General features: G+C 31.8%; 18 protein-coding genes. 3 read left to right on the top strand and 15 right to left on the bottom strand.

Translation table 11 applies throughout. The features are described from left to right. Positions 1-82: 82 nt before the first annotated feature. The 13 genes from ACU4C5_RS08035 to ACU4C5_RS07975 form a co-directional block, all read right to left on the bottom strand. Complete coding sequence (locus ACU4C5_RS08035; RefSeq protein WP_446843679.1) at positions 83-3,769, bottom strand: choice-of-anchor Q domain-containing protein; 3,687 nt, start codon at positions 3,767-3,769, stop codon at positions 83-85. 151 nt (positions 3,770-3,920) lie between these two features. Further along, positions 3,921-6,779: a sensor histidine kinase gene (locus ACU4C5_RS08030; protein WP_446843678.1), complete on the bottom strand. Its 2,859-nt coding sequence runs from the start codon at positions 6,777-6,779 to the stop codon at positions 3,921-3,923. A gap of 193 nt (positions 6,780-6,972) precedes the next feature. Further along, on the bottom strand, positions 6,973-7,725 hold the full coding sequence (locus ACU4C5_RS08025) for a LytR/AlgR family response regulator transcription factor (RefSeq protein ID WP_446843677.1): 753 nt from the start codon (positions 7,723-7,725) through the stop codon (positions 6,973-6,975). Between the two features lies 1 nt (position 7,726). Beyond that, a complete protein-coding gene (locus ACU4C5_RS08020; RefSeq protein ID WP_446843676.1) occupies positions 7,727-9,709 on the bottom strand; it encodes a histidine kinase in 1,983 nt (660 codons plus the stop codon). A gap of 94 nt (positions 9,710-9,803) precedes the next feature. Then, entirely contained in the window at positions 9,804-10,823 is a 1,020-nt protein-coding gene (locus tag ACU4C5_RS08015; protein ID WP_446843675.1) for an FAD:protein FMN transferase, read from the bottom strand. 5 nt (positions 10,824-10,828) lie between these two features. After that, positions 10,829-11,206 (bottom strand): DUF8840 domain-containing protein, encoded by a 378-nt coding sequence (locus ACU4C5_RS08010; protein ID WP_446843674.1) that lies wholly within the window; start codon positions 11,204-11,206, stop codon positions 10,829-10,831. Between the two features lie 45 nt (positions 11,207-11,251). Beyond that, the gene (locus tag ACU4C5_RS08005; RefSeq protein WP_446843673.1) at positions 11,252-12,121 is read right to left on the bottom strand and encodes a DUF4846 domain-containing protein; all 870 of its coding nucleotides are present in this window, start codon (positions 12,119-12,121) and stop codon (positions 11,252-11,254) included. Between the two features lie 66 nt (positions 12,122-12,187). Continuing rightward, positions 12,188-13,501, bottom strand: a complete 1,314-nt coding sequence (gene nqrF / locus ACU4C5_RS08000) for an NADH:ubiquinone reductase (Na(+)-transporting) subunit F (protein WP_446846440.1) — start codon at positions 13,499-13,501, stop codon at positions 12,188-12,190. 4 nt (positions 13,502-13,505) lie between these two features. Then, positions 13,506-14,222 (bottom strand): NADH:ubiquinone reductase (Na(+)-transporting) subunit E, encoded by a 717-nt coding sequence (gene nqrE / locus ACU4C5_RS07995; RefSeq protein WP_446843672.1) that lies wholly within the window; start codon positions 14,220-14,222, stop codon positions 13,506-13,508. A 53-nt stretch (positions 14,223-14,275) separates the two neighbouring features. Continuing rightward, entirely contained in the window at positions 14,276-14,920 is a 645-nt protein-coding gene (locus ACU4C5_RS07990; protein WP_446843671.1) for an NADH:ubiquinone reductase (Na(+)-transporting) subunit D, read from the bottom strand. Positions 14,921-14,923: 3 nt separating this feature from the next. Next, entirely contained in the window at positions 14,924-15,676 is a 753-nt protein-coding gene (locus ACU4C5_RS07985) for a Na(+)-translocating NADH-quinone reductase subunit C (RefSeq protein ID WP_446843670.1), read from the bottom strand. 2 nt (positions 15,677-15,678) lie between these two features. After that, positions 15,679-16,902 carry an NADH:ubiquinone reductase (Na(+)-transporting) subunit B gene (locus ACU4C5_RS07980; protein ID WP_446843669.1) on the bottom strand — a complete coding sequence of 408 codons (1,224 nt, stop codon included), beginning with the start codon at positions 16,900-16,902 and terminating at the stop codon, positions 15,679-15,681. Further along, positions 16,902-18,257, bottom strand: coding sequence for a Na(+)-translocating NADH-quinone reductase subunit A (locus ACU4C5_RS07975; protein ID WP_446843668.1), 1,356 nt, complete (start codon positions 18,255-18,257; stop codon positions 16,902-16,904). Before ACU4C5_RS07975 ends, ACU4C5_RS07980 begins: the two co-directional genes overlap by 1 nt. A 380-nt stretch (positions 18,258-18,637) precedes the next feature. Here ACU4C5_RS07975 and ACU4C5_RS07970 point away from each other — a divergent pair, with 380 nt between their 5' ends. Continuing rightward, positions 18,638-19,888 (top strand): type IX secretion system plug protein, encoded by a 1,251-nt coding sequence (locus ACU4C5_RS07970; protein ID WP_446843667.1) that lies wholly within the window; start codon positions 18,638-18,640, stop codon positions 19,886-19,888. 6 nt (positions 19,889-19,894) lie between these two features. Here ACU4C5_RS07970 and ACU4C5_RS07965 read toward each other — a convergent pair whose 3' ends face one another. Next, positions 19,895-20,425, bottom strand: coding sequence for a cysteine dioxygenase (locus ACU4C5_RS07965; RefSeq protein WP_446843666.1), 531 nt, complete (start codon positions 20,423-20,425; stop codon positions 19,895-19,897). A gap of 69 nt (positions 20,426-20,494) precedes the next feature. Here ACU4C5_RS07965 and ACU4C5_RS07960 point away from each other — a divergent pair, with 69 nt between their 5' ends. Next, positions 20,495-21,844 carry a pyridoxal phosphate-dependent decarboxylase family protein gene (locus ACU4C5_RS07960; RefSeq protein ID WP_446843665.1) on the top strand — a complete coding sequence of 450 codons (1,350 nt, stop codon included), beginning with the start codon at positions 20,495-20,497 and terminating at the stop codon, positions 21,842-21,844. A gap of 116 nt (positions 21,845-21,960) precedes the next feature. After that, positions 21,961-22,347, top strand: a complete 387-nt coding sequence (gene apaG / locus ACU4C5_RS07955) for a Co2+/Mg2+ efflux facilitator ApaG/CorD (protein ID WP_446843664.1) — start codon at positions 21,961-21,963, stop codon at positions 22,345-22,347. On the opposite strand, the gene ACU4C5_RS07950 is transcribed toward apaG, so the two are convergent. Beyond that, complete coding sequence (locus ACU4C5_RS07950; RefSeq protein WP_446843663.1) at positions 22,344-23,345, bottom strand: DUF6695 family protein; 1,002 nt, start codon at positions 23,343-23,345, stop codon at positions 22,344-22,346. The two genes, apaG and ACU4C5_RS07950, sit on opposite strands and share 4 nt — an antisense overlap. Between the last annotated feature and the right edge of the window lie 27 nt (positions 23,346-23,372).

The following is a 23,372-nucleotide window of genomic DNA, read 5'->3' as shown; positions in this document are numbered from 1 at the left end:
ATAAAAGGGCGTTTCTGTTTAAAAAAATCTCGCAAGCAAAATAACTTGCGAGATTTTAGCAAAAACTAAAATTACTCTAACCTTATTTTTTTATAAATTTTTTGGTTGAAACACTTCCGTTTTCATCTTGAATTTCAATTAAATACATTCCCGTTTTTAGGTTTGATGTATTAATTACAGACGATTGCGTTTGTAACACTTTAGCTCCTAAAATAGAATAAATGGTCGCTTGTTTTAAGCCTGTATTCATTTTAATATTTAAAACAGAAGAGGTTGGGTTTGGATATAGTTTTATATCATTTTCAACTAACCCAAAATTATCTGTGCTTAAAGTAGAAACATATTCGTAAGCCCCCATGTCTACGGTTGAATTGAATATACGTTGATTTCCAGCTAGGTCTAATGTTCCTGTTACATAACTATTATCTCCGGTATTTACTGCTGGTGACGCAGCGGTTAGTGTAAAATCGCCATTTGTTGCATCATTAAATAATGGATTAGCGTCACTTGTATTTGTAGTTGAACTAAGTGATGAATCGTTAAAACTGGCTTCATCTATAGAGTTATATACATTCACAGAAGTTATTGGTAATTCGTAAAAATCTGTAATAGATCGTGTTGCTACATTTCCTGTTGTTTTGTTATCCCAAAATATTGTATTTGCAACTGTTGCATTCATAACTCTGTTAGAACCTGCAGTTTTACTAATACCAACTACACCTCTATTATTAGCTGTCATGCCTTGATCTGTTCCTATATCTATATTATTTACATAGGTGTTATTAAATAGATTCAAATTCATATCCGAGTTATCACCTACTACTTTATACCAAGAAGCACTTCCACTTGTACCCTTAACTGTTGATGTTAAATCTCCTGTTAAATTACCGTTAAATAAGGTGTTTGCTACACTAACATCTACATTAGTACTAGCTCTTACAAAAACATAAATACCTGTAGCCCAACGTGACATATTATTAATGAACTGGCAATTTTCTACAATTAAGCTTCCGCGATCTCCAGTTGTATTATTAAGTTCAAATTCGGCTAATAATGCGGCATTATCATTTCTCCCTACATTATCCTTTATAATACAGTTTCTTAACGTTAAATTTGAAACTGATTTTTCTTTATAAATAGCAGCTCCTCTTGAAGTTGAACCTGAATTGTTATGCGCATCGCTTATGGTTAATCCATCTAATAATAAATTATTTCCTGCTGTAGATACATTTATTATTCTATAAGTGTTATCTGTTTTTCTAGTTATATTATCGTAGTTAGAGTAAAAATCTGTTACATTAGCATCGTTACCTTGTACATCTCCGGAAAGAATGGTTTCATTAGTTCCTAAAACACGCTCACTTAATTGCCCTTCTGTACCAGCAAAACCACCATAAATTTTTAAATCTTCTTTATCTATAACATAATACGTATTTCTAGCTGAAGTACTTGGCTTGTAAACTCCTTTAGCTATCCAAATTTGGCCTCCTGTTACAGCATTTTGTAAGGCGTCTTGTAAATCTGTATAAGCATTTGCCCAATTAGCACCATCATTGTTTCCTGTTGCAGAACTGTTTACATAAATTGGTGATTCAAATGTAGCGGTTAGCACTTTATTACTGTCCATTAAAACTGAAATGGTAGCATTTGTAGATGTAACATCTCCAGACCAACCAACAAATGTTGCACCTAAATTTGATGTTGCAGTTATACTAACTGTAGCATTTGGAGCATAAGTACCTGAACTTTGATTTAAAGTTCCTTGACCTTCAATATTTAGTGTTAAACTTTTATTATTTGGACCAAAAGAAGATTCGTAAGCACCTTTGTCTACTGTACCGTTATAAATTCTATCGTTTTGAAAAATATCTTTTGTACTTGTAATATATGTATTATCTCCAGAATCTATTGCTGGCGAACCTAATTGCAAATTAAAATTAGTAGAGGCGTTAACAAATAAAGGATCTACATTAGTATTATTAGCTAGTACTGCACCTGAGCAAATAGTACTTAAATCGTCTGCAGTAATATTATTTTTAAATGCTATAGCATTCTGACAAGCCGAAAAACCAGTGCTATTATTATTTCTTGCAAAGGTTTTTGTTATAGAATTATTCCAAACAATAGTATTATACAATTTAAAATTTACATTTCCTCCACCAAAAATTAAAGCTGGATTAGTTAAAGCCGGATCTGTACCAGTATCTGAATTATTAGTAATGGTACTGTTAACTAAATAAGCATTTACAACTTTGTTTGCTAAAGATAAACCACTAAAAGCACCTGAACTTGATGAAACACCTTTATAACCATTAATATCTGTGGCGAAATTATTTTCTATAAGACAATCTGTTACATATGCGTTAAAACTACTTGGTGCTGCTGTAGAATAAGCCAAGCCAAGATTAAAAGCGGTTCTTCCTCTTGACAAATTATTTCTTATTGTACACTTATCAATTACTGCTATTTGACCAGACCCAACATCTGGAAATAAAGCAGAAATGGCACCATCTAAATGAGCCACATTGTTTATGATAACGTTGTTTCTAAGCTCCAAAGTATTTACTGAATTATCTTTAAAAACACCTGCACCTCTTGCATACCTGTTAGTGTCAAAATGACCACTAGTTATAGTAAATCCATCTACTAATGTAGCATCTCCAGTAATGGTTATCACATGATAAGAATTATCTAATCGCGAAGGTTCATTCAGACTTAAAGTAGTCGTATCGTTACCTAACAAATCTCCAGATAAAGTAGTAATATTATTTATAAAATCTCTACTTTGTAAATTTGTCTCATTACCAATAAAACCTCCATAAAGCTTTACATCTTCTGAAACAGTAAATGTTTTTCCTCTATCACTTATAGCTGGTGTATATATTCCTTGAGCCACCCAAATTTCTTGACCACTTGCAAGTGTTAATGCTTTATTTAAATCTGTAAATGCATTAGCCCAAGAATCTCCGTATCCAGAACCTGAAGCAGCTTTATTAACATAAAAACGATTTAAATTACCAAAATGTTCTTTATATAACTCATTAACTTCTGTTACAGATAAAACTCTGTTATAAATTCTAATATTATCTATACCATCTGTAAAAGTATCTGTACTATTAGATACTGTAATATAATGAGTATAAGCAGTATTTGTTGTATTAGGATTATTTAGTACTGTAATATAACCATTATTATAATCTACTCCAGTTGCTTCTTGTATACCATCTACATATAATCTATTTAAAAAACCAAACGCTATATAGCCAGGTTGTTGTTTATTTTCTGCTGTAAATGCAATATGGTGCCATGTGTTATCTGCTATTACAGAGGTTTCAATCACGACTTCTTTAAAGTCTGTACCTCCATTAGTAAATTTAGACCTTAATCTAATTTTACCATCTACCAATTGTACTTTCCAACCGTAAGGTCCAAAGTTAGTAATTCCTGATTGTTCTATTACTGATCTTACTGTAGCATCTACAGTCCCTGTTTTAATCCAGAAACTAACACTTAGGTTTTGTCCACTTCCACGAGGACTTCCAACAAATGTATCTGTATTTATATCTAACGCATTATTTGGTTGATTAATAGCATCGTTAATTAAAACCCTTGAGGTCCCTGTTGCTACTAAATCATTTGTACCAGGACTTATTCCATCTGCTAAACTTCCGTTTGTAAATAGATATTCTCTTACTAAATCTGTTGTTGGCACTTGCGCAAAAGCGAAACTACTTACTAGAAGCAGTATTAAAAATAATTTTGTTTTCATAATAGGTTACATTTTATTTATGAAAGCAAAGATCAAACCTAAACCTCCAAAAATATAGACTCACTTTCTGAAACCTATTTTTCAACTTCTAAACAAAAAAATCTCGTAAGCGCTACACTTACGAGATTTAGATATAATGAATTTACAACTTTTAATCTATAGTAAAAGGAATTATAATTTCTACTTGTGTACCGGTTGGTTTTTCACCATCAAACAAATCTATAATGGTAACACCTACCTGTTTTTCTTTTCCGTAGTTCAATAATGTTAAATGATCTTGTGTGGCTTTGGTGGCAAAAGACTCGTGCGTTTTAAGTTTTCTAGAATTTATTTTTTTTGCTTGTTCTCTACCAACACCATTATCTGTAATAATAGTTTTTATGGTTTTACTTTCTAAATTAATATTGAAATTAGCTTCTAAATTCCTATTTGTTTTCCGGTGTAACAAACCGTGTTTTAAAGCATTTTCTACATAAGGTTGAACTAACATTGTAGGGATATATACTTGATCGGCATTTAAATCGCCAGTAACATTTATGGTATAATTTAGTTTGTCTTCAAAACGTAGTTTCTCTAATTCTAGATACATTTCTAAACAATTTATTTCTTCTTGTAATGTGATCTTCCCTTTTGTACTATGGTTTAAATAGGTGCGTATTAAATCGGCAAATTTGCCTAAATACTCACTTGCTAATCTACTTTTATTTAAAACTATATAGTCTTGAATAGAGTTAAGTGCATTGAAAATAAAATGCGGATTCATTTGTGATCGTAAATTTTCAAGTTTTAAAACTATCAATTCGTTATCTAAAGAGAGTTGTTTTATTTCTAACTGTTTGGCCCTTTCTTTTCGTTTTAATTTGCTTTTATAATACAAAATAACAAAACCTATAAGTGATAATGTGCATAATAAAATAAACCACCATTCTTTCCAAAAAGGTAATTTCACATTCAGTTTAATACTTTTTATGGCAATACTATCTGTCTCACTAATTTCGGTTGGTTTTACTTGAAAATCGTAATATCCATCAGGCAAACTATTATATTTTACCGTATTTACATTTAAATCTGTAGTAATCCAATTATTATTATACCCTAATAAACGGTATTGATAAGTTTTGTTTTGATTGTATAAAACACCATTTACATTAAACTCAAACTGTACTGAATTTTGATTATAATTTAAATCGTAAGCGGTCTCTATTGGTACCGTTTTTTCATTAATTTTTATATCATTAAAATAAATTTCGGGACAGGATGTCGTTTTAAAAACTTTAGCCTTATCAAAAGAAAAAATTCCTTTATTTGAAGATAAAACAACTTTATTATTTAAAATTTCAATCCCCGATATTTTATAAGAAAGTATTCCGTCTGTTTTGGTTAAATTCTTAAATGTTTTAAAATCTGTATTAAACACCTGAACACCATTAGGCGTTGTAATCCAAACAGAATTCCCATCGCCTTTTAAGAAACTAACTTGGTTAGACAGCAAGCCTTTTTGGGTTGTATAATGTTCAATAATCTCGTGACCTTTAATAGCAAACATTCCGTTTTTAAAGGTTCCCACCCAAATTATACCATTAGTAGTTTCTGTAATAGAAATCGCTAAAATTTCTTTCCCTTGGTAATGTATTATTGTGGGGTTTAAATCTGAATCTAAAACGGCTAAATTATCAACATATCCTACATAAATGGCATCATTAGACATATTATAATGTGTAACATAAACGCGCTTATCATTAGAGAATATTTTGGATACTCCAGTAGTTTCATTTAAAAAAAACAATCGCAAATAAGTGCCATACAACGACGTATTTTTATCTAAACGGGAAAAACTTTTCACGCCTTTAAAATTTCCTCTTCGTGTTGTTTTCAAGGTCTTATTATCTACAAAATAAGACCCATCATCTGTACTTATATAACTATATGTTTTTTCAGGATTATACTGTATGGCAGATACTTTATTATTTAAAAATGAAGATAATTTATAGGTTGATGTATTTATATTAAGCAAACCTACTTGACCAATTTTAGATCCAAAGAAAACGACTGAATCGTTCACTTTATTAATAGCCATAACATCGTTACTCTTAGTTGGTAATGTATGTTTTACAACTTCTATATTAGGAATTAAATAAATACCATTAGTTAATGTTGTGACCCAATAATTATGATCTTTATCAATAATAACATCGGTAACTATCTCTTCTTTTAAAATTCGTTTTTTTATTTTGAATGCTTTATTTTGATATTCATAAACAAAAATCCCTTTATTAGATAACACCCATAAATTGTTATTAAGAATTTTTACAGCAACAATCCTAATATCTTTTAAAAGTTCTAGGCCTTTAACTAACGCTACTGAACCCCCATTAAGGTTTATACTTTTAAATGTATTTTGATACTTAAATTGTTGCGAAAAAAACAACGTCTCATGTAATTTAAAAACAAGAGTTTGACCTTGCATCGTACTAATTCCCTTAGCATCTCTATTATTTACATTAAATTGAAAACTGTGTTTCTCCTTTAAGTCTTTACCCAAGATTTTCATGGTTTTAAAATCCATAATGAGATACGAATCTTCTAACGAAAACAATCTTACGCCGCCTTCTTTACCTATTTGCTTTAAGAGAATTTTCTTTGAGTGTAAATCTATAACATACAAAGCTCTAGATGTGGTAATTAAAACCTTCCCGTCTTCTATATTAAAGTTTGCAAGTTGCCCTTTTAGTTCTGCTTTTAAATCTATAAAAGTGACTAACTTATTATTTTCAACATAAAAAAATTGTCCTGAAATATTGGTACACCAAACACGTCCTTGAGTATCTTCAAAAAGTTGAAAAACAGATAAACCGCGTTTTTCGGCATTGGTAAACTGTGTGTAAGTTTTACCATCATATCTATACAAACCACTATCTGAAGCCAGCCAAATAAAGCCTTTGCTGTCTTCTAAAATACTGTAAAATTCAATATCTGGTAATCCATCTTTCTCAGTTATATGAATACTCACTGATTCTTGAGCATGTAGTACACATGAAAAAAATAGAAATAATATAAAAAGTAGGGCTTTCTTCAACATCTAAAAATTGTAGCTAAAACTACAATAAAATACAGACTTTTAGCAGATTGTGTTTTAAAACTATCTATCTAATGATTAAAAACACATATTTATACTTTTAAAGCAGATATTTGAGCTAAAAATCTTATCCAATATTCTGAACAATGGTTAAAAATTCTTCTTTTTTATCATTAGAAATAGAAACTGTTTTATCATTTTCCATCACAATATAACCTCCGTCTTTTTTGATATATTCTTTAATATAAGAGAGGTTGATAAGGTGAGATCGATGCGGACGGTAAAATGTTTTTATATCTTGAAGAATATCTACAAAGAATTTTAATGGCTTACTTACTAAAATACTACCGTGTGTAACTGTTGATACGTTAGTGTACATCCCATCGGCCTCTAGGGTAATAATATCTGTAAAATCTACAAATTTAATTCCATCGGCATTTGGCAATCCTATTTTTTTAAAATTAGAATCTTGCAAACTCGCTTTTAGCTCTGTAAGACGTTTGTTAATTTGAGTATTCCCCATAAATGCCACCGCTTTATCTACGGCATCTTTTACCTGACTTGGTCTTACGGGTTTTAATAAATAATCTATTGCCGAAAGTTGAAACGCTTGTATAGCATACTCACTATAAGCTGTTGTGAAAATAATTTCGAAATTATGGACTTCTTTTTCAATAAAATTAAGAATTTCAAGACCCGAATGTTCTGGCATTTCTATGTCTAAAAACACAACACTAGGTTGCTCTTTTTTAATAAGTGCGACACCCGAAAGCAAATCTTCAGCTTCAAAAATCTCTGTGATTTTTGGGCAATTTTCTTCTACTAAAATATGAAGAACTTGTCTTGCTTTTTTTTCATCGTCAATTATAAGTGCCTTCATATTATTTTTTTAGTATTGGTATTTTTAAAACTACTTTAGTTCCTGATGCTTGGTTGTTTTCGTATAGATCAATAATATCTACACCTATCTTTTTTTCACGTCCATAATTTAGTAAATCTAAACGTTCTGTAGTCGCTTTTAATGCAAAAGATTTGTGTTGTGATTCTCTTTTTTTATTAATCTCTTTAGATTTCTCTCTACCAATTCCATTATCTTCAATACTACATTGTATAATTTTATCGGAAGTTTTACAGATACAAATTGTAAGTATTCTATTATCCTTTTTATGCAACAAGCCATGTTTTAACGCATTTTCCACATAAGGTTGAATTAACATTGTTGGGATATTAATCGCTTCTGAATTGGCATCTTCAGTTACCTGAAAAGTATATTCTAGTTGTTCTTCAAAACGTAATTTTTCAAGTTCTAAATAGAGGTTTAAATTATAAACTTCTTCTGGTATAGAAATAAACCCAGTGTCACTAAAATGAAGATAATTACGAATTAAATCGGCAAATTTCCCTAAATAATCACTAGCAAGATTTTTTTTATTCAACACAATATAATCTTGGATAGAATTTAAGGCATTAAATATAAAATGCGGATTCATTTGCGCTTTTAAAGCTTTTAATTCTGAATCTCTATATTGCTTTTCAATCGCTAAACGCTTTTGTGTTTCTTTAAGTTCTAAAGCTATTAATTCGGCTTTCTTTTTAGTCTTTAATCGGCCAAAATAAAATACTGCGACTAACAATAATAAACCTGCAATAATTAATGATCCTATAAATAAGTTGCGGTTTGTATCACTTTCTAATTTTGTAATTACAACCTGTTGTTCTGCTGTTTCTTTTTGGCGCTTTACTTTTTCGGTATCGTATTTTATTTCAATATCACTAATGGCATTTTGCTTATCTATACCTAAAACACTATCACGTACTACCTGTTCTTTTTTTGAATAATATAAGGCTTTTTTGTAGTCTGATGTGCTTTCATAAAGTTCTGATAGCACATTATAATTAACTTCTAAATTAGATAAATTAGGATGTGTTTGGGTAGATAAGATCTCTTCTACTTCTTTTAATTGTTGTTCTGCCAGATTATAATCGCCTTCAAGCATAGAGTTTTTACCAATATTTTGTTTGGTAGCAATCACTCTAATTTGGTCGCCCATACTTTCAAAAATAGGAAGTGATTTTGCTAAATATGCATTGGTTGTTTTATAATCTTCAGACTCAGCATAAATAGCTGCCAAAATATTATAAATCATTGCCTGTACATAAAGTCTGCTCTCAATAGACTCTGCATGTTTAGCATATTTTATGGCTAAATTAGGTTCATCTTGTTGGTATTTAATTGCAGCCATTTGCAAACAAACTTCAGATAAAAACTCAACATCTTCTTTAACTTTGTCATTATTATATAAAAATTCTACTAAACTAAAAGATTTTTCATATTCCTCAATATTATAATAAGCACCAGAAAGATTATACTTGGTAATGAGGTAATTTTTTTCACCTTCTTTACCTTGATCTTCGTGATCTTTAAGAATATCATTATTTATTTTTATAGCATTTGTATAATCTCCTTTAGATTGATAAATAGCTGAAAGAGATATTTTAGCATTAGTCGTTAAGTCAAAATCTTGTAGTTTTTGTGCAATATCCAACGCTTTATTACTATATACTAAAGATGAATCTAATTCGCCTTGAACTCTATAATAAAGTGCTTTTTCGTTAAACCATTCACTTTGAAGATTTTCATTCTTATCTTCAATACTTTTGTTTAATAACTGTGTTAAAAAATGTAAATGCACATCAGAATCACTGTAACGATAAGCGTTAATAAATTCTGCAGACTTTTTATTTTTTAAACTATCTATTTCTATTTTAGACAATACTTGCTCTAAGCTATCAATAACTTTTTGTTGAGAATAGCTAAATTGAAAAAGTAATAACGCTATAAGTAATGGTAGTATTTTTTTCATTGATTGATATATATATTGTGAAAATCGTTGAAATATCACAATATTCTACTTACCAACTGCTGAAATGCCTCTTTGAGTTTTTAATGCAGTAATTTTAGGCCTCAGGAAAATTATTTAAGCTTAAAGTTTCAAACTCTTGATTTTCATTTTCAAAAATTAAAAACACTTTTAATTCAGGATGAGATTTTAAAAATGTAGTTACTTTTTCAATTCCCATAGCTTGAAAAGCGGTAGCATAAGCATCGGCAGTCATGCAATTATCTGCAATTACAGATACGCTAAGAATGTTAGTCTTACTAGGATATCCTGTTTTTGTATTTATAATATGTGCAAATCGATTACCGTTATCATCAATTTTAAACTTGCGATATGTTCCTGAAGTTGCCATAGCTGAGGTTTGTAAAGGAACAGCTTTTAAAACCGATTGTGAGCCTTCAAAATTTGGTTTATCAATACCAACAGTCCACGGAGTTCCTTTATCTACATTAATGCCTTTTACGCGAATTTCTCCACCAATTTCAACCAAATAATTGGTGATATGTTTTGATTCTAAAAACTCAGCAATCACATCAACACCGTAACCTTTTGCAATGGCATTAAACTCCAAATAAGTTCCCGGTTGTTTGGCTACTTTTTTATTATACAATAACACTTTATTAAAGCCTACAAAACGCATTAAGCTATCTATAGTAGTACTATCGGTTAAAAACTTATGTTTATCTGCTCCAAAACTCCAAGCGTTTACAACATCACCTATTGTAGGATCAAAAGCACCGTTGGTATTGTTATATATTTCTTTTGAAGTCATAAATACGCTTTCAAAATAGGCATCTACTGTTACAGCCTCATTTCTATTTAGTTTTGAAATATCAGATGTTGGAATATAAGTTGATAATGAGTTGTTCATCGCTGTAAACAGACTATCAAATTGTGGTGTATAATCAACTTCAGATTCGTAAATTGAAGAATACGACGTTCCAAAAACAGGTCCTGAAAGTTTGATATTTTTTGAAGATTTATCAGCACAAGATGTACCCAAAAAAATGAGTAGTATAAAACTAAATACTGAATATCTTTTAATAGATTTTAATGGGTTTGTAAATCTTAAATTCATGAATTTTAGTTTAAATGATCGTCAAGTACTTGAATTCCGTTATACTCAATTAAGTAATCTTCGTTTAAATAAATAGGTAATTCTTCGCCATCAGGATTTCCTAAACCTACACCTGCAAACAATACTTTTGCGTTTTTTTCGCGCGCATGTTTTTTAAATGTTTCCATCCAAACTACATCATAATTATTAGCATTATCTGGTAAAATCACCGCTTTTACAATGACAAAAAAATACTGACTATTTTTATCAATACACACAAATTGCGGATGACGTTTTAGCGTACTGTTAATGGCCACAAACTCAAAGCCACGTTTCTCTAAATCCTTTCCCACATGATTCATGGCAAGGTTATGTAATTCTTGTTCGGATAATGCTTTACTCATACTGCAAAAATACGATAAAGCAGTTATTTATAAAAAGGTTGGACGTTATTTAAAACGGACAAATTTTGAAGACTGAAACGTATAATTAGACACTGGAATCACCACATCTTTCTCTAAAGTATACCAAGGAGATGTTGTATCGTTTTCAAGATTTTTAACCAAATGCACACTTTGCGCTGGTGTATTGCCCTGAATTAACACATACATATTCTCACCTTTATCATTTACAATTTGATCTGCAATCATTACAATATGTCCTGGACTGCCGCCTTTAATAAGCATATCTCCAATTTGTAATTTTGATGTATCGTTAATTTTTGGAAGTTCATGAAACAATGATAAAGTCCCAGAATAGGTGTAAATTAAATTGAGGTATTTATAAAAATTTTCTTTGGAATGATTAGCTGAAGCAGTTTTATGAAATGATACCTTATTACCATTAATTTTAGGTCGGTAACCAGCTGCATATTTAGACCATGAACAGTAATGACCAGAGGTGAAATTAAAACCTATTTCGGCTTTCCTATTACTATCCCATAAGTATTCGCTTCTAATTCTAATTAAAGCATCGGCACATTGCTGCAAACCATTTTTAGGTACCGGAATATCCAATATACCTACATGTCCTTTTTGCCAAAAATATTCGGTGGTATCATAATTAATTATTTTACTTCCATAAGCTTTCAATTTATAATTTTGAAGATATTCTTGAAACGATCCTTTTGGAGAAGTAACTCTTTTATAACCTTCTGGAACTTTTACTCTTGTAATAATACTGAGTTGTTCTTTATCAATTAAAGAAGTAGGCTTGAATGAATTGTATAAATTAGAACTGGTTTGCGCTACAGGTTGAAACTGAAAAGCAGTAATAATACCTGCTATAATTAATAATAAAAAAAGTAGTCGTGTCTTCATAGATTACGATAACGAAAAAACCCAATACTTTCGTATTGGGTTTTAAAATATATTAACATTTGAAGTCTATCCTCCAAAGTCATCAAAGCGAATGTTTTCGTCATCAAGACCAAAATCTTCTCCCATTTTCTGAACAGCTTTGTTCATTAATGGAGGTCCACAGAAATATAATTCTAAGTCTTCTGGAGCATCATGTTTAGATAAATACTGATCTATTACCACTTGGTGAATAAATCCTGTAAATCCGTCTCCTTCTGTATCTTCAACATCAGTTTTAACTTTCCAGTTATCTGCTTCAGTAGGATCTGATAATGCGATAAAGAATTTAAAGTTCGGAAAATCTTGCTCTAAAGCTCTAAAGTAATGGATGTAGAATAATTCTGCTTTAGAACGTCCTCCGTACCAATATGTTACTTTTCTTCCTGTTTTTAATGTTCTGAATAAGTGATAAATATGAGAACGCATTGGCGCCATACCTGCTCCACCACCAACGTAAAGCATTTCTGCTTCAGATTCGTTGATAAAGAATTCACCGTAAGGTCCTGAAATAGTTACTTTATCTCCAACTTTTTGATTAAAGATGTAAGATGAAGCTACTCCTGGATTTACATCCATCCAGCCACCTTTGGCACGATCAAAAGGGGGTGTTGCTACACGTACGTTAAGCATAATTTTACGTCCTTCCGCAGGGTAAGAAGCCATTGAATAAGCTCTCTCAACAAGTTCGTTATTTTTCATAACTAAAGGTCTTAAACCAAACTTGTCCCAATCTGCTTCAAATTTATTTGGTTCTCCTGGGTGATCTCCTGGGTGTGCAGTAACATCCATTTCTGAATATTTAATTTCACAGTTAGGGATTTCAATTTGAATATATCCACCAGCTTTGTAATTCATATCCTCAGGGATTTCAACTACAAACTCTTTAATAAATGTTGCAACGTTATAGTTTGAAACTACAGTTGCTTCCCATTTTTTAATTCCGAAGATTTCTTCTGGAATAGTGATTTCCATATCTTGTTTCACTTTCACTTGGCAAGATAAACGCGCTCCATGAGCTAATTCTTTTCTTGAGAAGTGAGGTGTTTCAGTAGGTAAAGCTTCACCTCCACCTGACATTACGTGACACTCACATTGAATACAAGTTCCACCTCCACCACAAGCTGACGGTAAAAATATTTTTTGTCCACCTAAAGTAGATAATAAACTACTACCTGAAGCGACTTCAATTTCACGTTCTCCATTGATCGTAATTTTTACTGGACCAGATGGAGATAATTTTTGTTTTACGAATAATAACAATGCAACTAACAACATCGTTACCACTAAAAAAGCGGCTACGGTTGCTACGATTGTTCCTAATGTTCCTGCTGCTAATAAAATCATGTTATTCTGCTGCTTTAGTATGGTTAGCTAACTCTTTCTCAGCATCCACTTTTTGAGTGTCTACTTTTACTGTTTGTTCTTCTTTTGCACCTTCGTCATCACCACCGGTTAACATTCCACCAAAGCTCATAAACCCGATAGCCATTAATCCTGTAATAATAAATGTAATACCTAATCCTCTTAAAGCTGGTGGTACATTTGAGTATCTAATTTTCTCACGAATAGCGGCAATAGCTAAAATAGCTAGAAACCATCCAATACCAGAACCAACACCATAAGTTGTTGCTAATCCTAAAGTAGGTATTTCACGTGATTGCATAAATAAAGACCCTCCTAAAATAGCACAGTTTACTGCGATAAGTGGTAAGAAAATACCTAATGAGTTATATAATGATGGAGAGAATTTCTCTACAACAATTTCAACTAATTGTACCATGGTTGCAATAGTTGCAATGAACATGATGAAAGAAAGGAAACTTAAATCGTAGTCTGCATATTCTGCTCCTAACCATTTTAAAGCTCCAGGTTGTAAAATATACTGATCTAGTAACCAGTTTAAAGGCACTGTAATAAGCATTACAAAAACAACGGCAGCTCCAAGACCAACAGCTGTTGATACTTTTTTAGATACTGCAAGGTAAGAACACATTCCTAAGAACGTTGCAAATACCATGTTGTCTATAAATATTGATTTGAAAAATAATTCTATATGTTCCATATTTCAATGTTTTGGGTTTTAGTTAAAGAAAACACTTTAACTATCTCCGTATATTAGTCTTCTATTAAGTCTTTATTTCTACTACGTTGTACCCAGATAATAATACCTACAACTATTAATGCCATTGGTGACAATAACATAAATCCGTTGTTTTCGTATCCTATAGCGTATAATCCTGTTTTTTCAATAGGATCTCCTAATACAGGAAAACCTAATAAAGTACCAGAACCTAATAGCTCTCTAAAGAATCCAACAATAATTAAGATTAAACCATATCCTGCAGCATTACCAATTCCGTCAAGGAAAGATGGCCAAGGTTTGTTTGCTAAAGCAAAAGCTTCAAAACGTCCCATAATGATACAGTTGGTAATAATTAATCCAATAAATACAGATAATGTTTTACTTAACTCATAAGAGAAAGCTTTTAATACCTGATCTACAATAATTACTAATGTTGCCACAACAATAAGTTGTACAATAATTCTTATTTTTGAAGGAATAATGTTACGCATTAAAGAGATAACAACGTTACCAATTGCTAATACGGCCATTACTGAAATTGCCATTACAATAGATGCTTTTAATTGCGCCGTAATTGCTAATGCTGAACATATCCCTAATACTTGAATAGTAATTGGGTTATTATCTGCTAATGGATCTGTGATTAACTTCGCGTCTTTTTTTGATAAAAGTCCCATAAATTAATTATTTTTTAAGTTATCGAAATAAGGTTTGTAAAGCTTTAAATCACTTTTCACCATAGCTGTTACACCATCTCCAGTGATTGTTGCTCCTGCAATAGCATCAACCTCATTATCTGTTTTGTCTTTGTTTGTTGGGTCACCGTTACTTTTAGAGACTGTAACACCTTTAAAGTTTCCGTTAGCATCCAATACATGTTCACCTATAAAGTCGTCCATAAAGAAACGTTCTTTAATGTTAGCTCCTAAACCTGGAGTTTCACCTTTGTGATCAAAGTAAGCACCTTGAATAACCATATCTTTATCTAAAGATACGTATCCCCAGATAGCATCCCATAATCCTTTTCCGTAGATAGGAACGATGTAATATGTTTTTCCGTCTTTTTCTCCAACAAATACTGGTAAACGTCTTTTTGAAGCATCACCATTAGCTAATGCTTTTTCTTTTTTAATATCTATTAAATAAGCTTCATCATTTTCAGTTTCAACACCATCTAAAACAACAATTTGTTTTTTTATGTTTTCTGAAAATAATTTTGGAGCTTCTTCTGTAGATACAAAAATAGCAGAGTTCCCTTCGTTAGCATTTACGCCCATAGCATACAAAATATTTTGTTGCTTTTCTATACGCTGATTTTCGGCGATTTGTGGTCGTAAAGATGCTGCTGTAAATGCTAGTAATGATCCTACAATCAATACCATTACAATAGCAAATATAATTGTATATGAATTTTTGTCTGTTCTATTTTCCATCGTTATGCAGTTTTCGCTTTTAGACGTTTCATTCTGTTTTTAACATTACCTTGTATAACGTAATGATCAATAGTTGGTGCAAACACATTCATTAATAAAATGGCAAGCATAACTCCTTCTGGGTATGCAGGATTAAATACACGTATCATAATAGAGATAAACCCTACCAAGAAACCGTAAATCCATTTTCCTTTATTTGTTTGTGATGCTGTAACGGGATCGGTTGCCATAAATACAGTACCAAAAGCAAAACCTCCAATTAGTAAGTGGTGCCAAAATTCTGTACTCATTAATCCGTAAAACTTGCTACTTTCAGTAATCCAACCTGAGCTTACAACTCCGTTAAAGATTAATCCCATAACTAAAGCTCCTGCTACAGATGATAACATAATTCTCCAGCTTCCAATTTTAGCAAATACTAAAAAGATAGCACCTATTAAAATTAATACGGTAGACGTTTCACCAACTGAACCTGGTATAAGACCTGTAAACATATCCCATGCAGAATACGCTACTTCTTTACCTTGAGCTAATGTTCCTAAAATAGTTTCTCCTGAGATAGCATCTGGAGTTGCTCCTGCTGCTAAATCTTGAACTCTTGGATCTGCTCCGTGAACCCATACTTTATCTCCAGACATCCAAGTTGGATATGCGAAGAATAAAAAGGCACGTATAGTTAATGCTGGATTAAGGATGTTCATCCCTGTTCCTCCAAAAACTTCTTTTCCTATAACTACACCAAAAATAACAGCCACAGATAACATCCATAATGGCGTATCAATTGGCACTATTAAAGGCACTAACATTCCTGTTACTAAATATCCTTCTTCAACTTCATGTCCTTTGATGATAGCGAATACAAATTCTACTGCTAAACCAACACCATAAGACACAATTACCAATGGTAATACTTTCCAAAGTCCGATAACTAAGTTATCCCAACTCCAAAATGTAGCATCAAAAAATCCAGTTGCACGACCAATATCACCTAAAGCAACGTGGTGTTGATAACCGGCATTAAACATACCAAAGATTAAACAAGGTACCAATGCCATAATTACGGTATTCATGGTACGTTTTAAATCATCGGCTACTTTAATATGAGTTCCGTTATGAGTGGTCTCATTTGGCAAGTATAAAAAGGTATGGATTGCATTAAATGCAGGGGCCATTTTAGTTCCTTTATACTTTTCTTTTAAGTTATGTAAATTACTTTTTAAACCCATTATCCTATTTCTTTAAGCATTAAGTCTAATCCTTTTCTTATAATATCCTGATGTGGTTGTTTAGACACACAAACAAATTCTGTTAAAGCAAAATCTTCAGGTGCAACTTCGTACATTCCTAAAGCTTCCATTTCATCTAAATCTTTATACATACAGGCTTTTAAAATCTGCATTGGATAAATATCTAAAGGAAATACTTCTTCATAAGTTCCTGTAGTTACAAAAGCACGGTGCTCACCGTTTGTATTTGTATTTAGGTCGAAAGATTTCTTTGGAAATAACCAAGAAAACGTTAATGCTCTTGATGTAGATATTTTATTAAAAACTGGTTTGTTCCATCCAAATAATTCATAATCGTCTCCTTCAGGAATCACAGAAATTGTGTTACTGTAGTAGTCTAATGAACCATCAGGTTGTACTTGTTTTCCAGATAAAACGTTTCCAGAGATAATACGATCATTACCATCTTTATCAACACCATTATCGTATATCATAGTAGCAATTTCGCTACCAATTTTAGTTTTAAAGTATCTTGGTTTTTTAACCGAAGATCCTACTAAAGCTACAACACGTTCAGCATTAAATTTACCTGTTAACAATAACTCACCAATAATTACAAGATCTTGTGGGTTTACTGTCCAAACAACTTCGCCTTTGTTTACAGGATCTACTTTATTGATTAAAGTTCCTACATTCCCTGAAGGATGCGGACCTGAAACCGTATGTAAAGTTGCTCCTGAAACTCCTGATAGCGGAGAGTTTGAATTAGCACCTACAGAAATGTGTACTTGTCCTTCTGTTAACATTCCAAGTGCAGTAACTGCTGCTTGTAATTCGGCCTCTTTACCTTGCAGCACGTAATCGCTATCTGCAGCTAATGGCGCTGATGCATATCCTGATACAAAAATCGCTTTTGGCGACTTTTCAGGGTTTGCAACAACATCGTAAGGGCGTTGTTTAACAAATGGCCAACATCCTGAAGCTAGTAAGTGTGCCTTAACGCTATCAGCAGATGCTGACGCTAAGTTAAACTTACCAAAATCTTGGTGTAATTGCTCTTTATCTGCTTTAATTTTGATAGCTAAAATTTTACGTTTCGCACCTCGTAAAACTTCCACAACTTCTCCAGATACTGGAGAGGCATACTTAACAGCTTCGTTAGCTTTATCGTAAAAAACAGTGTCTCCTGCCTTTACTTTAGCGCCTTCTTTTGCTACAAGCTTAGGGATTATGCTATGAAAATCGTCTGGTCTGATCGTACAAAAATTACTAATAATAGCATTTTCAGTTACTTTATCAGCTTCACCTTTAAGGTTTATGTTCAGACCTTTTTTAATCTTAATGTCTTTTGACATATCTTCTAAATTGAAATTAGTTGTCTAAAAAATCCGAGCAAATTTACGAATTTATACACTAAAAGTATTTTGAAATTCCGTTAACTTAATTATTTATAATTATTCTAAATAAAAGAATTTCACACCCTTTCATAGTACAAATGTAAATTCATCATTTACACCATGCTTTAATCAGTAAAAATTCAATTATTAATACTGTTTTTAGGAATACCATTATATATTAAAACTAGAAATACAGATGGTTTTAATCTTAAATTACTTCGCATAAGAGTACTTCTACAGATAACTTGTAATTTCTAAAGAAATAGGATATCGCAATTCTTCAAATTAATATTAGGCATAAAAATTGTGTATATTTACACTAACGAAATGACACATAAATGATTCTTAAAAAAATTAGCCTTTTCATCGTACTATTAATTTCTGGCAGTATATTCAGTCAGGTAGAAGAAGTAAATCCGCCAGATTATATTGGAGCGATTACCTTTAGAGGAAGCACAAACGAAAGCCAACTCCCTATTTTAAAACTAGGGCAAGCACTTCTTTTAGAATTTGACGTTTTAAACGGTGATGAAGATGATTTTTACTACATTATTGAACATTATAATTTTGATTGGACGCCTTCACAGCTTTCTAAATCTGAATATTTAAGTGGTTTCGATAATCAACGTATTAGAGATTATGAAAACTCGTTTAATACCTATCAAATTTATTCACATTATAATTTAGAAATTCCAAATACTCAAACAAGAGGACTTTTAAAAACAGGAAATTACCTCATCTCAATTTATGATGATTATGACGAATTAGTATTCACTAGAAAATTTATGATTTACGAAGACCAACTTAGTGTTGGTGTAGATATAAAACGCTCTAGAGATGTGAGTTTTATTGGAGATAAACAATCTGTAGATTTTACGATTTCTTCAAACAGCTTAAATCTCACAAACCCTTCGGAAACCGTAAAAACAATGGTCATCCAGAATAACAACCTCAACACGGCAATCACCACACTAAAACCACAATACACTTTAGGAAACGAATTAATTTACAGATATACTAGCGAAAGTAGTTTTTGGGCAGGAAATGAATATCTGTATTTTGAAAACAAAGATATTAGAGCTGCAAATGTTGGCGTTCAGTTTATAGATTTAAGAGATATTTATCACAATTTTCTTTTTGTAAATACCGAACGCGCAAGCAGACCATATACTTACAATCCCGATATTAATGGTAATTTTTTAATCACAGCGCTCGATACTGATAATGCAGATATTGAAGCAGATTACACCATGATGCATTTTGCATTACGATACGAACCATTACCCTTAGACACTTCTATATATGTGTACGGAAATTTTAATAATTACGCCTTAAATGAAACTAACAAAATGGTTTTTGATCCAAATTCTGAAACTTATAAAACCAGTTTTAAACTTAAACAAGGATTTTATAACTACAAATATGTAGTGGTAAATAACAAAGGAATTATTGATGAAGGAAAAATTGGCGGTAACTTTTACCAAACAGAAAACAACTATAAAGTTTTAGTGTATTATAGAAATTTAGGAGCGCGTTACGATGAGCTAATTGGTTACGGAGAAGGTTCTTCAGTTAATATTTCAAACTAAAAACCTTTATTTATTTAAAACATCAGTTTTAAAAGTATCGTATTTTAAAGTTTTTAACTCAAAACGCTTAGTCACTTTACTATAATAACTACATTTTAATATTGGTTTAGCATACAAATGCAAACTCATACTACGCCCGCTACAACTATTTCTCAATTGGTGCACTGCAATACTATCGTTAATATGTACGCAATCCCCTATTTCCATTTTACGAGTCCCTTTTTGAATAAGTATATCGTTTTCTGATTTTTGAAATTGAATTTCCTCCAACTCACCTTCTACAACATACATCCAACAATCTTCACCTCCATGACAGTGAATTGAAGTACCTTGTTTAGGCTCCCAACACAATAAAATAAGCTCAAAATCATCACATTTATAAATACAATTTCTCACATACTTCTCGTCCGACCAACTTTCAAATTGAGACACAAACGCTTTGTCTATTTTAAATTTTTCAAAGACATTATTGTAATTATCCTTTGAAGATTCAGACAAAGCAGCTATAAATTCTTGTAAAGTATATAAAGGTTTCAAACAGTAAATGAATTTAATTTTAATATTTTTAAGGATTATTAAACAAACAACCCCAATAATGCCCAAGTTATGAATAAAGATTTAAAATTGTTTAACGAACTCGCCGAAATTCTTTTAAACCAAGAACAACAGCAACCCGTAGCGACTCCTATAGAAACCCATAAATTGTATGACACTATAGATTTATCGCTTAATGCGGCTCCAACTTTAGACGCTGATTTTAAACAAACATTACTTCAAATTATTGAAAGCACACCAAAAACGGCTTCAAAATCTTTTTTCAACCAACTTTTTGGAGGCAGAATGAGTAAAGCTACTTTAGGTGATTTATTAGCGGTAATGTTAAATAATAGCATGTACACCTATAAAGTTGCAGGTCCGCAAGTAGGTATTGAGAAAATAATTTTGAATACAATTTGCAACATGATTAACTACGGAAACAAAAGCGATGGTACTTTTGCTCCCGGAGGTTCAATGAGTAACTATATGGCTTTGGTGATGGCGAGAGATCGTTTTGACCCTAAAATAAAACAAGAAGGCGTTACTAAAAAAATGATCGTTTACACCTCAGAATTATCTCACTATTCAATTGCTAAAAATGCTGCTTTCGCAGGAATTGGGCGTCAACAAGTTCGTTTAGTCAAAGCAAATACTGTTGGGGAATTAGACGTTACAGATCTTGAAATAAAAATTAAAGACGATTTAAATAATGGTCATCACCCGTTTTTTGTAAACGCTACAGCAGGAACAACTGTTTTAGGTGCTTTTGATGATGTACAAAAAATTAGCGAAATCTGTAAAACACACAATTTATGGTTGCATTTAGATGGTGCTTATTGTGGTTCGGTAATTTTTAGTGAGAAATATAAACACCTTGTAAAAGGAATTGAATTAACAGATTCGTTTAGCGTTAATGCACACAAAATGCTAGGAACACCTTTAAGTTGCTCAGTAATTGTTGTTAAAGATAAAGCACATTTACACCAATCGTTTTCTAATGATGCCGAATATTTATACCAAACCGATGATGACGATTTTAACTTAGGAAAAACCTCCCTACAATGCGGAAGACGTAATGATGCATTAAAATTTTGGACCCTTTGGAAGTCTATTGGAAGTGACGGATTAGAGCAATTAGTAAATCATCAATTTGAATTAGCAGATTTTGCTAGAGATTATATTAAAAATCATCCAGACTACACCTTATATAGTTTTGACGATTCAATATCTATCTGTTTTAATTACAAAAACATTGCAGCAAACACATTATGTACACAACTTTACAAAGATGCGAAAGCAATGGTTGGTTACGGGACACATAATGATATAGAGTTTGTAAGATTAGTAACTATAAACACCAATATTACCAAAGAAGATTTAGCAGCGTTTTTTAATACGATTGAAGTGGCTTCTTTTTAAAATTGAAATACAAAACCTTGCTAAAGTAAGCTGTTAAAAATTGATATTTTTAGCGTTAAATACTAAAAACCAATAAAAAAATAGCGTACTTTAGCATAGATAATAGCTAAAAACACATGGTTCAACAAGTAACTTGCGGCATAAAAATTTCGGTGGAAACCAGATTTGAAGATACTTTTTATAAAAATTATAAAGTATATTTTGCATTTGTTTACAGAATAACTATTGAAAACCAAAGTAATGATACTGTCCAACTCAACACGAGATATTGGGAAATTTTAGACGCCTTAAACCATGTAGAAGTCGTAGAAGGTGATGGAGTTGTTGGGCAAAACCCTGTTTTAATCCCAGGAGAAAGCCATACTTATAATTCGGGGTGTTTAATTACCTCCCCTTTTGGAGCTATGAAAGGGTATTATATTATGAAAAACTTTACAAACAATACAGCTTTTAAAGTGATGATACCAACCTTTAAACTCAATGCGCCATTTGCAATAAACTAAGCGTATTTTTTAACAAACTCAAACTCATATACTGCTGCTGCTTGTTTCACATAGAATGATTTACAATTAGAATGATGCGCAAATTCATAATCTGAATGAATATCAAAATCAGTGTTCTCAAGCCGATATAAGCCATCTACATCAATATCACCATCTGCCGACACCCGCCTGAAACGATACATATTTTCATGAGATACATCATGTAACTCAAACCAAGCTCCAGATCCAATCCCACTTAACCATTGGGCTTTTTCATTTTTTTCGTGATTCTCTTTAGGATGTAAAGTTCCTATAAAATCAGACTCATGGCCTTTTAATTTATCTAAAAACAAACGTCTATTTTCTTTGCTAACGGTGGTATTATAATTTAAAAACTCACCAGTATCAGAAATTTTATAAATCTTATTTTCGGTATCAGAAATCACAACATTACCAAGCGTACTTGGAGTAAACCATTTAGATTGTTTTAATTTTTGTTGTATAGAAATATCGGTAGTACTCTGTATAACTGTATCAGTAACAAATCGAGCACAATTACAAGCGCCCTTAGTAAAAGCAGCATAATTCACAAAATTCCGAGACAACATCTCATCAATATAAATTCTGGCTCGTTTATAATCAACAGCACTGCAAACCGAAGCGTAAAGCGGACCTTTACCATGCGTTAACTTAGGTTGTGTTGCTAAAAAATGTAAAATTTCATTTAAGTTTACAATAACACCGTTTTCAATAATCGCTTTTAGAGTAAAATCTAATTCATGATCAGTATCACGTCCTCTTACTCTTCCGTAAGGCTGCAACGTAATATAACGTCCAAAATCATAATACTCCAAAACACCCGTTTTTTTATCAATCAAAACAAGTGCTGCATGACCTGCTCTTACATAATTCTTTTTACCAACACCAATAAAGCGCAAAAAAGGCGAGTACCATTCCTCTGCAACTCTTACAATAGTTTCTGGGTAACCTAATGTTATTATTAATCCGGTATTAGTCATGCAAACAAATTCTTTTAAGTGTACTTA

Source organism: Lacinutrix undariae, assembly GCF_052934785.1.
This window is presented reverse-complemented; position numbering and strand designations above follow the sequence as displayed.

Bases quoted from the DNA above. Each gene is read 5' to 3' on its own strand.
- ACU4C5_RS08035 (WP_446843679.1), bottom strand. From the start codon at position 3,769: ATGAAAACAAAATTATTTTTAATACTGCTTCTAGTAAGTAGTTTCGCT.
- ACU4C5_RS08025 (WP_446843677.1), bottom strand. From the start codon at position 7,725: ATGAAGGCACTTATAATTGACGATGAAAAAAAAGCAAGACAAGTTCTT.
- ACU4C5_RS08020 (WP_446843676.1), bottom strand. From the start codon at position 9,709: ATGAAAAAAATACTACCATTACTTATAGCGTTATTACTTTTTCAATTT.
- ACU4C5_RS08015 (WP_446843675.1), bottom strand. From the start codon at position 10,823: ATGAATTTAAGATTTACAAACCCATTAAAATCTATTAAAAGATATTCA.
- ACU4C5_RS08010 (WP_446843674.1), bottom strand. From the start codon at position 11,206: ATGAGTAAAGCATTATCCGAACAAGAATTACATAACCTTGCCATGAAT.
- ACU4C5_RS08005 (WP_446843673.1), bottom strand. From the start codon at position 12,121: ATGAAGACACGACTACTTTTTTTATTATTAATTATAGCAGGTATTATT.
- nqrE (WP_446843672.1), bottom strand. From the start codon at position 14,222: ATGGAACATATAGAATTATTTTTCAAATCAATATTTATAGACAACATG.
- ACU4C5_RS07990 (WP_446843671.1), bottom strand. From the start codon at position 14,920: ATGGGACTTTTATCAAAAAAAGACGCGAAGTTAATCACAGATCCATTA.
- ACU4C5_RS07985 (WP_446843670.1), bottom strand. From the start codon at position 15,676: ATGGAAAATAGAACAGACAAAAATTCATATACAATTATATTTGCTATT.
- ACU4C5_RS07980 (WP_446843669.1), bottom strand. From the start codon at position 16,902: ATGGGTTTAAAAAGTAATTTACATAACTTAAAAGAAAAGTATAAAGGA.
- ACU4C5_RS07975 (WP_446843668.1), bottom strand. From the start codon at position 18,257: ATGTCAAAAGACATTAAGATTAAAAAAGGTCTGAACATAAACCTTAAA.
- ACU4C5_RS07970 (WP_446843667.1), top strand. From the start codon at position 18,638: ATGATTCTTAAAAAAATTAGCCTTTTCATCGTACTATTAATTTCTGGC.
- ACU4C5_RS07960 (WP_446843665.1), top strand. From the start codon at position 20,495: ATGAATAAAGATTTAAAATTGTTTAACGAACTCGCCGAAATTCTTTTA.
- apaG (WP_446843664.1), top strand. From the start codon at position 21,961: ATGGTTCAACAAGTAACTTGCGGCATAAAAATTTCGGTGGAAACCAGA.
- ACU4C5_RS07950 (WP_446843663.1), bottom strand. From the start codon at position 23,345: ATGACTAATACCGGATTAATAATAACATTAGGTTACCCAGAAACTATT.